Here is a 12,864-nt window from a genome sequence, read left to right on the forward strand (position 1 = left end):
CGTCCTGCGGTCACACTCACGACCTCGGACATCGAATGACAACCCGTATTCAGAAGCCCAGTTCAAAACGATGAAATACGTGCCGGACTTCCCGGAACGGTTCGGATCACTGGCCGACGCCCGATCCTTCTGCGACGCTTTCTTCACCGCCTACAACCACGAACACCGCCACTCCGGCATCGGAATGCACACCCCAGCGTCGGTCCACTACGGCACCGCCGCACAGATCCGCGAGCAACGGCAGGCCACCCTCGACGCGGCCTACACCACGCACCCGCACCGGTTCGCCCGCCGCCCACGACCACCAAGACTGCCGGAGACTGCCTGGATCAACCAGCCCGCCCAGCAGACACAACCCGTCTCAGTTTGACTTGACAACTACCGCGGCGACGAGGCGTCTGACGACGACCACCAGCGGGTCGAGTACGCCGAGCTTGCACAGGCGGTAGCGACGGTCGATCCGACCGCTCTGAACGTCATCAACAAGTTCATCGCCTACGCGCATGCAGAAGATCTAAAGTGGATGCGTGAACGCCTCGTCGATCCGGACACGCCCGAGGAAGAGGCCGAGGCTCAGATTCAGGAGCGCGCTGACCGCTACAAGCATCGCTGGCTGTCTGCAATTGGCGCTGGTGCTCTGCCGCCCCAGCTGCGCACCGAGTTGGCCAAGTTGGATGCGCGCAACGGCACGGTCGAGGGAGCACTCACTCCCTCGGGCATGATCACCGGCTGGACTGGGCCAAACCCGTACAGCACCCAAGATGAGATGGCGGCAATGAGTCCTACCGAGCTTGTCGCTCATCTTGCGAGTTGGCAGGACACGGGGGACGGCTGGGGACCTGAGCCCTCTCATGAAGGTCAAGGACGCGAGCTCGCCGCGCTCTTGACCACGAACCCGCACGCCATAGCCGGAGTCACGGATCTCATCGAGCAGCTCCGGCCGACCTACCTGCGTGCCATCCTTCGGGGATGGGAGGCAGCCCTCAAGGCGGACATTGAACTCGATTGGCCACAGGTCGCCGCGTTGATTCGCGACGTGCTAGCGCACAAGGACGAGTCGCCCTTCCCTGTCGAGGGCGGAACGATGGATGACGACAAAGACTTCCGTTGGGCGAAGAGCGCCGCGGTTGGGCTTATGGAGGAACTCGTCAAGAAGCGCGATGGCGTGACGATTCCAGACCACTCAATGGCTCAGTTTGCGAAATTGCTGATCGAGGACGCCGAGGACGAGGAAGCTTGGGCGGAGTACGATGCGTATGAGGTGGGCGAGAACAGCTGGGACCCACTCACCATGTCGCTCAACTGGCAGTGGCCTAACCGACTGCGGGCGTTGATCTACCTGGCTACCCGCGCCGAGCAAGCGCCCTGGAAGCCGGGCGCGATGGCGGCGATCGAACGAGAGCTCGCGCGAGATGACAGGCATGGTGCTGGCCGTGCAGTGCTCGGCGGAGGCATGAGTCGCTTCCTTGTTGATTCGCCGGAGTGGCTGAAGGGCCACCTCGAAGAGTTCTTCGGCTCTGAACATGGCCTATCCTTTCAGCAGCAGATTGTCTTGACCACGGCTCTTGCCATGCACTACTACCACCGCGATTTGTTCGACCTACTAAGCGGTCCGATGATTGCTGCGATTGACGTCGGCGATGCGCTCGTCCGTGGATGGAGTAGTGAGTCCAATCCTGTCCAGCGCGTTGGCGAATGGGTCGTCAATGCACTGATATGCGGCCATAAGACGGCCGACGATCCGGTTGTCAAATCGTTCTTCACGACGGCCGATGCGAAGATCCGTGGCGAGGCACTCGGCGCTATCGCTTGGTCGTTCTTCCGTGCTAGCCATGTTGATGATGAGATCCGCGATCGGTTCGGAGACCTCTGGGACGAGCGCTTCCAGCACGTCAAAGATTATCCGGAGGACCATGAAGAGTTGATGGGCTTCTATTGGATAGCCAAGGGTGACAAGTTTCCGGTCCAATGGTGGTTGCCAAGGCTGAGGAAGGCATTGGAGCTAGAGCCCGCGATTGCGACGGAGCGGTACATGATCGGTAAGGAGCTGGCACAAGCCTCTACGGTCGACCCGGCGACTGCTTTCGCCGTGCTCAAACTTCTCCTAGACGGGCGTGACGAGGGCGGCATGGCTTCCCACGACCTTACACGGAATGCGGTGCCAGTGGTGATTGCGAACGCCATGACGGCTGGAGACACTGCCCTGAAGTCGGCTGCGGAGGCGTATATGAACGACCTCGGCGCGAAGGGGAACCTCCAACTGGAAGCGGAGGTCAAAGCCGTACTCGATGGGGCGGTGACCATCGCGGATATCGATGACTGAGCCTTTCACACCTGATCTTGCAGAGTAGACGTGTATGTGCGGCCCAGGGATCGATGAGAGTGAGGTTCCAGGTAAGACAGCAGATCGACCAAAACCCGATGCTCCCGCCCCGGGGTGCCTCGCTCGTGCTGTCCTGCCCGTCCACGATTCCATGAATCCCTTTCAACCTGGCATCGAGCCCGATGGCACCGAGCCATCGAGCCGTGAACGAGGGTAGCCACCGTCGATCATGGGCGGATGTGTGGACTGACCATGACGCGGCGGTGGCTGCGGGATACAGGGTAGACGCTCGCCGGTGGCGGGTGTTGTTCGACGATCTGATGGTGACTGTGGGTGGACGTTTCCGCAGGCCGGAGCCCCATCGTCGGGTGCGTGACTTCGTCCGGGGGCTGCTGGCGCAAGCCACTCGCCTCGATCAATGGGCTCAGCCGCCCCTGTTGGTGGGGTCTGCTCGACGTCGATACCGTTCACCGCGCCGTGAATCGCGACGTCATTTTTATGGATGTTCAGGGCCACTTGCGCGTCTGCACGGAAGTCGCTCTCCGGAGAGGCTGCGCGTACTGGCTCGTCGCCATGCTGGCGGCGGCATCATGACGATCCGTCCTTCTCGAAGTCACCGACGTCGCCATCGATCCAGATCAGCTCTGCGCCGTGGATGAATGCACAACTGGCGGCTCTGCTGCAGACGGCGACCGCCTGGCCTTCGATGTTCAGCGAGACGGCGGAACCGTCCGGCAGTTCCATACCCCAGGCGATGACCACCCGGGTGTCATCGTCGTCGGGGTAGCGCACCAGAGCGAACCGACGTGGGACCGTTGAGTGCTGGCTGGTCATGAGCGGCTCCTGTAGGGGGTCGGGTGTAGTTGCGGGTGGGCTGTGGCCCCTGGATATGGCTGCGTGCGGAGTGGTCCGTGGTGGCGTGCCGGCGCACGATGGCACCGGCACGCCACCACGGTCCGGCGATCCGGCCCGGGATGACGCGGGGGACGGTGATCCCGAGCAGCACGGACCTCCGGTGTGCGCGGGCGGGAGGGCTGCCGACGTCTCGGGTCAACGCCTGCGTGCTCTCCGGCCGCGCATTGGTCCGGGGCGAGCGGGCCTCCTGCACAGCACCCACCCCGAACCCGTCCAGCCCAGCCTCGTGACGGCCGTCATCACCCGCCGGGGTTGGCACCGGAGCCCGATCCGCTCCGGTCGTCGGGCCCTCAGCGAGAACTCGGAGGTCGCGACGGTGTCTGACTGGCATGGCAACGACCTTGACCGATGCCGACTGTCACCAGCTAGCCATCGGTGAGCGCCCCACGGTGGGGCTCTCACCGTGAGATGGCGGGCCGCAGGACGTGTGGGAGGGCGGACATCCTGCGTGGGGCCGATTACTGTGCGCAGTGTCTGCAGCCGGAGGGAGTGACATCCATGCAGCGGGTCGTCAGGGCGCAATGGTGGCACGAGGGCATCTATCGTGGCGTCGCCATGCGCGCACACCTCGCGCGTCACGACGTCGGAGCGGTCTTCGGTTTCCTCAAGGAACGCGGCTTCAGCTGGTCCGCGATCGCGACCGTAACCGGCCTGGGCGCCAGCCGGGTCTCGGAAATCGCCGCCGGCCGGCGCGTCGTGACCGACTACTCCGTGCTGGAGCGCATCGCCGAAGGGCTGTGCATCCCGCGCCACTACATGGGGCTTGCACTCGACGAACGCGCTCATCACTACCGGCAGAGGACGTTCGTCGAGCCGGTCGGAGTCGTTGCACCACTCGATCCTCGCGAGTTGCTCGGCGTCGTCGCGAGCATCGCGGTAGGCGCTATGCCGCCCGGCGTAGAGCGGTATCTGCCCAACTCTCAGGAGGTCGCCGTCCCCGCCGCCGTCGGCCAAGACGAGGTAGCCACCGTTCGAGCCGTGACCGACTTCCACCGCCGGCTCGACGCGGCCGCCGGGGGAGGCCGCTGCCTGCAATCCGCACGTGGTTACGTGGCATGGGCGACGCAGCTCCTGCAGGTGAGGTGCACCGAGATTGTTGCTGCCGACCTGCAGGATGCTCTCGCCGAGCTGCACAACCTCGTCGGCTGGGTGGCGCACGATCTCGACGATCACGACATGGCGCGCCGGCATCTCACCCAGAGCCTCGTCCTGGCCCGACAGACCGACTCGCTGCCGCTGCTGGCCAACACGCTGTATCGCCTCGGGCGGGTCAGTCTTCACCAGGAGCAGCCGGCCGAAGCGCTTCAACTTTTCGGCCTCGGGCAGCTCGCGGCGCAGCAAGCCGCCTGTCATGCCAGCGTCGCGATACTGCACGCCAACACCGCGTGGGCCTACGCGCTTCTCGGCGCCGACCACCAGGTCGTCGACAGTCTGACCCGCGCACGACGCGAGCTCGATCAGGCCGACCTGGACACCGCGCCGGCCTGGACCCACTTCGCGCTGACCGAGGCCGACGTGCACGGAATATCCGCCGTTGTCTATTCCGCCCTGGCCCGTCACCCGGAGCACGTACGTTACGTCGACCGCGCTACCGAGCACTCGCACCAGGCAGTGCGGCTGCGCCGCCCGCAGGATCGTCGATCGTTCATCTTCGACACGATTTCGGTCGCCACGGCGAGCACTCTGGCCGGTGATCTCGCTGCCGCTGGCGAGTACGGGATGAAGGCGGTGGGGATGGTGGCGGACGGGATGCGATCGGCTCGCGTCAACGATCGGCTGGACGCGCTGTGGGAGCTTGCCGCCCCGCAGGCCGAGCGGGAGCCGGCGCTCGCTGCTCTCGGCAGCCGGATCGCGGAGCTTCAGGCGGTCCGATGACCACCGTACTCAGCGACGCTGTCGCCTCGGAGCTTCGTGTTCATCTGGGCGAGGTCTGCGCGCAGATCGGCGTTGACCCGGACGGTGCCAGTCTCGTCAAGTACACGATGAACGCGGTGTTCGTGGCGCCGCCGTTCGTGATCAGGCTTGCTTCCGGTTCCCAGGCTGCGACACTCGCCCGCCGGGTGGTGTCGGTCGCAGCGTGTCTGGAGCAGGCCGGCACGCCCACCGTCCGGCTGGCCTCCGGCGTGGCGTCTCAGCCGATCTTCAGTGGGGAGTGGGTCGCCACCGCATGGCAGTACGTCCCGACCGTCAGCGACGAGCCCAAGCCCGTCGACCTCGCCGCGCCACTGCGTGCCCTGCACAGCCTGGAACGGCTCGATGTGGCGCTGCCGCTCTGGTCGCCGGTCGAGAAGTTTCGTCGACGCCTTCACGCTGCCGCAGCGCTACCACCCGAGGAAGCCGCCGAGCTGGAGCGATGGTCGAGGATGGAGCTCGGGATTCGGGCCGCCGACCTGCTGCGCGATCTTCACCTGCGCTGCGACAAGGTGGAAGAGGATGTCGATCGGGTCGCGTGGCGGCTGCCGTCGGGCGTCATCCACGGGGACGCGCACACCGGGAACATCCTCCTGCCGGCACCAGGTGACGGTGCGATCGCCCGCTCGGAGCCCCTGCTCTGCGATTTGGACGGATTGTGCATCGGCCCGCAGGAGTGGGATCTTGTCCCGACTGCCCACGGCGCCACCCGCTTCGGCCGCTCACCTGCCGACTACCAGGGTTTCGTCGATGCCTACGGATTCGACATCACGGCCTGGACGGGCTGGTCCGTCTTGCGGCGGATCCGGGAACTGCAACTGGTCACCAGCACCATTGACGCTCTCGCCGGCCGGCCGGCCGTCGCCAATGAGCTGGCGAACCGCCTGCGATCACTGCTCGCCGACGATGTGAGCGCCACGTGGACGCGCTACCGCTGAAGACTTCGCGCCTACGGCGCAGCTCAGCAGCCAGCTGGACCCGACGTCGCGTACCGGCCGGGGCATTCACGGAGACTGCCGCTTCGGTCAGCGGGCCGGGGTGGCCGCCAGGGCCGTCGAGATGGCACGCAGCACCGCGGCCTGCTGGTCGGCGAGGAAGAAGTGGCCGCCGGGGTAGACCTTCAGGTCGAACGGGCCGGTGGTGTGGGTCGACCAGGCGCGGGCCTCGTCGACCGTGGTCTTCGGGTCGTTGTCGCCGGTGAAGACGGTGATCGGGCAGCTCAGCGGCGGCCCGGGCCGGTAGGCGTACGTCTCGGCGGCCCGGTAGTCGCTGCGGATCGCCGGCAGCGCGGCGCGCAGCAGCTCCTGGTCGCCGAGGATGGCGGCGTTGGTGCCGCTCAGCTTGCGCACGTCCGCCAGCAGGCCCTCGTCGTCCAGCAGGTGCACCGTCTCGTCCCGGGGGCAGGACGGCGCGCGGCGGCCGGAGGCGAACAGGTGGGCGGGCGAACCGCCGTCCTGCTCGATCAGCCGGGACAACTCGAAGCCGACGCTCGCACCCATGCTGTGACCGAAGATCGCCACCGGCTCGTCGAGCCACGGCCGCAGCACGGAGTGAACCGCCCGGGCCAGCTCGTGGATGTCGTCGATGCACTTCTCCTGCCGCCGGTCCTGCCGCCCCGGATACTGGATCGCCAGCACCTCCAGGCCGGGGGAGAGGCTGCGGGACACGGGGAAGTAGAAACTGGCCGAGCCGCCGGCGTGGGGCAGGCACACCAGCCGCCTGGTGCCGCTCGGCGCCGGGTGGAAGCGTCGCACCCACAGGCCGTTGTCGGTTTCTGGCGTGGTCATCCGTCTGCGGTCCTTCCGGCGGTGAAATCGCTGACCCGATCGGCACGGACCCGGTCGAGGCGACGCTAGTGCGGTGGACCGGGGCCGGACACCCCTAGCTGCGGCTACGCACGGTTAGGGGTTGTCCCACCTTACGCGCACCCAATAACTTCTCCCCGCAGATGGGGATCCTCGTGGCTCTCGGCCGAGCGAGCCGAACGACAGATACAGGTGTCGCCTGAGAACTATTGCGCATTCGTACCGTCGCCTACGTCGAGGCTCCGCCGCGCATCGCGATGGGCTGGGTTGATGGACACCGAAGACAAGCTCCGGGAGTACCTGAAGAGAGTCACCGCCGATCTGCGGCGAACCCGGCAACGCCTGCGCGACGTCGAGGCCGAGGCGCAGCAGCCGATCGCCATCGTCGGCATCGGCTGCCGGTTCCCCGGCGGGGTGCGCTCGGCCGAGCAGCTCTGGGACCTCGTCGCCGCAGACGGCGACGCGATCACCTCGTTCCCGTCCGACCGGGGCTGGGACCTCGGGACGCTGTACGACCCCGAACGCTCCCGGCAGGGCACCTCCTCCGTACGCGAGGGGGGCTTCCTTCCCGACGCCGCCGACTTCGACGCCCGGCTGTTCGGGGTGTCGCCCCGCGAGGCCCTCGCGATGGACCCGCAGCAGCGGCTGCTGCTGGAGACGTCCTGGGAGGCCGTCGAGTCGGCGGGCATCGACCCCACCAGCCTCAAGGGCGGCCGGGTCGGCGTCTTCGCCGGCATGACCCACAGCGGGTACGCCCAGCCGCCCGACGCGCCGCCCGCCGGGGTGGTGGACTACCTCGGCCTCGGGAACGTGGGCAGCATCGCCTCCGGCCGGGTGGCGTACACGTTCGGCTTCGAGGGGCCGGCGGTGACGCTCGACACCGCCTGCTCGTCCTCCCTCGTCGCGCTGCACCTCGCGGTGCGGGCGCTGCGCTCCGGGGAGTGCGACCTGGCGCTCGCCGGCGGCGTGACCGTCATGCCGACCCCGGCGGTGTTCGTCGACTTCTCCCGGCAGGGCAACCTCTCCCCGGTGGCCCGGTGCCGGGCCTTCGCCGAGGCCGCCGACGGCACGGCGCTCGCCGAGGGCGTCGGTGTGCTGCTGGTGCAGCGGCTGTCGGACGCGCGGCGGGACGGTCGTCGGGTCCTGGCGGTGGTGCGGGCCACGGCGGTGAACTCCGACGGCGCGTCGAACGGGCTCACCGCGCCGAATGGCCCGTCGCAGCAACGGGTGATCCGGCAGGCGCTCGACAGCGCAGGGCTGTCCCCGGGGGACGTGGACGTGGTGGAGGCGCACGGCACGGGCACCACGCTGGGTGACCCGATCGAGGCGCAGGCGCTGCTGGCGACGTACGGGCAGGGTCGGGATGTGCCGTTGTTGTTGGGTTCGGTGAAGTCGAACATCGGTCACACGCAGGCGGCGGCGGGCGTCGCGGGGATCATCAAGATGGTCCTGGCCATGCGGCACGGGGTGGTGCCGTCCACCCTGCACGTGGACGAGCCGTCGTCGCACGTGGACTGGTCGTCGGGTGCGGTGGAGCTGGCGACGCGGGCGAGGCCGTGGCCGGGGGTGGACCGGCCGCGCCGGGCGGGGGTGTCGTCGTTCGGCATCTCCGGCACCAACGCGCACGTGATCCTCGAACAGCCCGAGGACGAGCCCGAGCCCGTGGAGGAGCAGGTCCCGCAGGCGCGGGCGGTTCCCGGGCTGCCGGTGCCGTGGGTGGTGTCGGGTCGCTCCGAGCGGGCGCTGGCGGGTCAGGCGGCGCGGCTGGCGGCGTTCGCGCGGGGCCGCTCCGACTTGGCGGCGGCGGACGTTTCGTGGTCGTTGGTGTCGGGCCGGGCGGCGTTGGAGCACCGGGCCGTGGTGTGGGGCTCGGACGTGGGCGAGCTGGTGGCGGGCCTGGACGCGGTGGCGGCCGGCGTGGGCGAGGCGGTGGCGTCGGGCCAGGTGGCGGCCGGTGGATCGGCGGCGTCGGGCGTGGTGTCGTCGGGTCGCCGGGCGGTGCTGTTCACCGGCCAGGGGTCGCAGCGGGCCGGCATGGGCCGGGAGCTGTACGACCGGTTCCCGGTGTTCGCGGAGTCCTTCGACCGGGTGTGCGGGCTGATCGACGCCGAGCTGCCCGGCTCGCTGCGGGACGTGGTGTGGTCCGGCGGGCCGTCGGCCGCGCTCGACCGGACGGTGTTCGCCCAGGCGGGGCTGTTCGCCGTCGAGGTGGCGTCGTGGGAGCTGCTGCGGTCGTGGGGGGTGCGGGTCGACTTCCTCGCCGGTCACTCGGTCGGTGAGGTGACGGCGGCGTACGCGGCGGGGATGCTGTCGTTGGAGGACGCGTGTGTGCTGGTGGCGGCGCGGGGCCGGCTGATGCAGGCCCTCCCGGCCGGCGGGGGAATGCTCGCGGTGGGCGCCCCCGAGGAACGGGTGCGCGGGCTGATCGACGAGCTGGGCGCGGCCGTCGACGTGGCGGCGGTGAACGGCCCGGCGGCGGTGGTGGTGTCCGGCGCGCTCGACGAGGTCGAGACGGTGGCCGCGGCCTGCCGGGACCGGGAGTGGCGCACCAAGCCCCTCACCGTGTCGCACGCGTTCCACTCCCGGCTGATGGAGCCGATGCTCGACGGGTTCGCCGCCGTGCTGGCCGGGCTGACCTGGCGGCCACCGGCCGTGCCGATCGTGTCGAACCTGACCGGCGCGGTGGCGGACCCGGCGGAGATCGCCGACCCCGGCTACTGGGTGCGCCACGTCCGGCAGCCGGTGCGGTTCGCCGACGCGGTCCGCTGCCTGCGGGAACAGGACGTCGCGCTGTTCCTGGAGGTCGGCCCCGACGCCGTGCTCACCGCGATGGCGCGGGACTGCGTCGAGGCGACGGACGACGTCCGGTTCGTCCCCACCATGCGGGCCGGGCGATCCGAGGTCGACACGCTGCTCGCCGCGCTGGCCGACCTGCACGTCGCGGGCGCACCCGTCGACTGGGCCGCGTACCTGACCGGGACGGGGGCCCGCCCCCGGCGGGCCGAGCTGCCCACGTACGCCTTCGACCACCAGCGGTACTGGCTCAACACCACCGACCCCGCCGACGTCGGGGCGCCCGGTCTCGGCGTGCGCGCCGTGGACCACCCGCTGCTCGGCGCCGCCGTCACGGTGGCCGCCGACGACGCCCGGATCTTCGGCACGGAACTGTCCGTCCAGACCCACCCGTGGCTCACCGAACACGTCGTCTGGGACTCCGTGGTGGTCCCCGGCGCCGCCCTGGTCGAGCTGACCATGCACGCCGGCACCCGGGCCGGCTGCGACGCGCTGGACGAGCTGACCCTCGAAGCGCCGCTGGTCCTGCCCGAGCAGGGCGCCCGGGCCGTCCAGGTGCACCTCGGCCCCGCCGACGACGAGGGTCGCCGGCCGGTCAGCGTCCACTCCCGGGCCGCCGAGGACCCCGACGCGCAGTGGACCCGGCACGCCACCGGCTTCGTCGCCCCCGCATCGTCGCCGGACCGGGCCGACGACCCGTCGCCCTGGCCGCCGGCCGACGCCACCGGCGTCCCCGTCGACTCCGTGTACGCCGAGCTGTCCCGGCTCGGCGTCGAGTACGGCCCCCTGTTCCGGGGCCTCCGGTCGGTCCGGCGCGCGGCCGACGAGGTGTACGCCGAGGTGGCGTTGCCCGACGGCACGGAGGTCACCGGATTCGGCGTACACCCGGCGCTGCTGGACGCCGCGCTGCACGTCGTCGGCCTGCTCGACGACGACCCCGACGCGACCGGGGTCCGGCTGCCGTTCGCCTGGACCGGCGTCACCCTCTCGGCGGTCGGCGCGACGGCCCTGCGGGTCCGCGCCCGCCGCAGCGGCGGCGGGGTGACCCTGACCCTGACCGATCCGTCCGGCGCCCCGGTCGCCCACATCGCCTCGCTGGTGTCCCGCCCGGTCACCGCCGACCAGGTCCGCGCCGCCGGCCCGACCACCGACGCGCTGTTCGACCTCGCCTGGCGGGACGTCCCGCCGGCCGACGCCGCGCCGCACCGGGCGGTGCTGCTCGGCGAGGGCCCCACCGGCCCCGCCAACCTGCCTCGGTACGGCCTCGCCAAACTGCCCCGGTACGGCCTCGGCGAACTGGCCGAGGCGGTGGCCGACGGCCGGCTCGACCCGGACCTGGTGCTGCTGCCGGCGTACCGGGACGACGCGCCCGACCCGGTCCCGGCCGCCACCCGGACCCTGCTGGCCGAGGTGCTGGCCGCCGTGCAGGGCTGGCTCGCCGACGACCGCCTCGCCGACCGGCGGCTGGTCGTGCTGACCCGGGGCGCCGTCCCCGCCGGCGAACCCGGCCGGGTGACCGACCTCGCCGGCTCGGCGGTGTGGGGCCTGCTCCGTTCGGCTCAGGCCGAACACCCCGACCGCTTCGTCCTCGTCGACGCCGACGCCGGCCTCCCGGTCGACGTGCTGGCCCGCGCCGTGGCCACCGGCGAACCCCAGCTCGCCGCGCGGGGCGACCGGGTGCTGGTGCCCCGGCTCGCGCCCGCCGAGCTCGACCCGGCGCTGGGCGCCGAACTCCACCCCGACGGAACGGTCCTGGTCACCGGCGCGACCGGCGCCCTGGGCGGCCTGCTGGCCCGCCACCTCGTCACCACCCACAAGGCACGCCACCTGCTGCTGGTCGGCCGGCGGGGCCCCGCCGCGCCCGGCGCGGCGGAGCTGCTCGCCGACCTGGCCGGGATGGGCGCGCAGGCCCGGCTGGTGGCCGGCGACGTGGCCGACCGGGACACCCTCGCCGCGCTGCTCGCCGCCGTGCCCGCCGAGCACCCGCTCACCGGGGTGGTGCACGCCGCCGGGGTGCTCGACGACGCGGTGGTGTCCGCGCTGACCGCCGACCGGATCGCGACCGTGCTGTCCGCGAAGGCCGACGCCGCCTGGCACCTGCACGAGCTGACCCGGCACCTGGACCTGCCGGTGTTCGTGCTGTTCTCCTCGGTCGCCGGCACCCTCGGCGGCCCGGGGCAGGGCAACTACGCCGCCGCGAACGCGTTCCTCGACGGCCTCGCCCACCACCGGCGGGGCGCGGGTCTCGCCGCGACCTCCCTGGCCTGGGGGCTCTGGGCCGAGGCCGGCGGGATGACCGGGAGCCTCGACGCCGCCCAGCGTCAGCGGCTCAGCCGCAACGGCCTCAACCCCCTCGGCACCGACCAGGCGCTCGCCCTGTTCGACGCCGGCCTGCGCGGCGGCCGACCCCACCTGGTGCCCGCGCTGCTCGACGTCGCCGCGCTGCGCCGCCAGTCCGACGCCGGCAACCTGCCCGCGCCGCTGCGAGGGCTGGTCCGCGTTTCCCGCCGGGCGTCCGGCGGCACCGGCTCCGGCGGCACCGGGCCGTCCTTCGCCGAGCGGCTCGCCGGCACGCCCGACGCCGACCGTGGCCGGCTCGTCGAGGACCTGGTCAAGGGGCAGGTCATCGAGGTACTCGGCTACCCGTCGTCGACCGTCGTCCCGTCCGGGCAGACGTTCACCGGCCTCGGCTTCGACTCGCTCACCGCCGTCGAGCTGCGCAACCGGCTCACCGCCGCCACCGGCGTCCGGCTGCCCGCCAGCCTGATCTTCGACTGCCCCACCCCGGCGGCCCTGGCGGAATTCCTGCTCGCCGACGTCGCGCCGGCCGGCCCGGCGTCGACCCTGCTGGCCGAACTGGACCGGCTGGAGGCCGCGTTCGCCGCCGCCGGACCCGACGACCTGGAACGGCTCGCCGCCGACGAGGAGACCCGCGCCGCCGTCGCGACCCGCCTCAAGGCCCTCGCCACCCGCTGGAGCGACGCCACCGGGGGACCCGGCGACGTCACCCAGGCCATCGACGACGCCTCGGACGACGAACTGTTCGACCTCATCGACCAGAAGTTCGGGCGCTCCTGACCACGAATCCGCCGCTTGCCCATTAGCGACAGGTGATCT

The 12,864-nt window shown here is 70.7% G+C and carries 7 protein-coding genes; 5 read left to right on the top strand and 2 right to left on the bottom strand.

Annotated elements, in window-relative coordinates:
• Together GVV04_RS26470 and GVV04_RS26475 are read left to right on the top strand one after the other, a co-directional pair.
• Positions 1 to 370, top strand: a 370-nt coding sequence (locus GVV04_RS26470) for an integrase core domain-containing protein (protein WP_161691627.1), incomplete at its 5' end; no start/stop codon positions are given.
• 153 nt (positions 371 to 523) lie between these two features.
• Positions 524 to 2,323, top strand: a complete 1,800-nt coding sequence (locus GVV04_RS26475) for a hypothetical protein (protein ID WP_161691629.1) — start codon at positions 524 to 526, stop codon at positions 2,321 to 2,323.
• Between the two features lie 588 nt (positions 2,324 to 2,911).
• On the opposite strand, the gene GVV04_RS26485 is transcribed toward GVV04_RS26475, so the two are convergent.
• The gene (locus GVV04_RS26485) at positions 2,912 to 3,157 is read right to left on the bottom strand and encodes a hypothetical protein (protein ID WP_161691631.1); all 246 of its coding nucleotides are present in this window, start codon (positions 3,155 to 3,157) and stop codon (positions 2,912 to 2,914) included.
• Positions 3,158 to 3,736: 579 nt separating this feature from the next.
• Between GVV04_RS26485 and GVV04_RS26490 the strand changes: the two genes are divergently transcribed.
• The gene (locus GVV04_RS26490; protein ID WP_161691633.1) at positions 3,737 to 5,113 is read left to right on the top strand and encodes a tetratricopeptide repeat protein; all 1,377 of its coding nucleotides are present in this window, start codon (positions 3,737 to 3,739) and stop codon (positions 5,111 to 5,113) included.
• Positions 5,110 to 6,087: a phosphotransferase gene (locus GVV04_RS26495; RefSeq protein ID WP_161691635.1), complete on the top strand. Its 978-nt coding sequence runs from the start codon at positions 5,110 to 5,112 to the stop codon at positions 6,085 to 6,087. Before GVV04_RS26490 ends, GVV04_RS26495 begins: the two co-directional genes overlap by 4 nt.
• An 87-nt stretch (positions 6,088 to 6,174) precedes the next feature.
• Here the strand turns inward: GVV04_RS26495 and GVV04_RS26500 are convergent, their stop codons facing one another.
• A complete protein-coding gene (locus GVV04_RS26500) occupies positions 6,175 to 6,936 on the bottom strand; it encodes a thioesterase II family protein (RefSeq protein ID WP_161691637.1) in 762 nt (253 codons plus the stop codon).
• 285 nt (positions 6,937 to 7,221) lie between these two features.
• On the opposite strand from GVV04_RS26500, the gene GVV04_RS26505 reads away from it, so the two are divergent.
• Complete coding sequence (locus tag GVV04_RS26505; protein ID WP_161691639.1) at positions 7,222 to 12,825, top strand: type I polyketide synthase; 5,604 nt, start codon at positions 7,222 to 7,224, stop codon at positions 12,823 to 12,825.
• Positions 12,826 to 12,864: the final 39 nt, after the last annotated feature.

Origin of the sequence: Micromonospora rubida, assembly GCF_009908295.1 — a bacterium.
Taxonomy (GTDB): Bacteria; Actinomycetota; Actinomycetes; order Mycobacteriales; family Micromonosporaceae; genus Micromonospora; species Micromonospora rubida.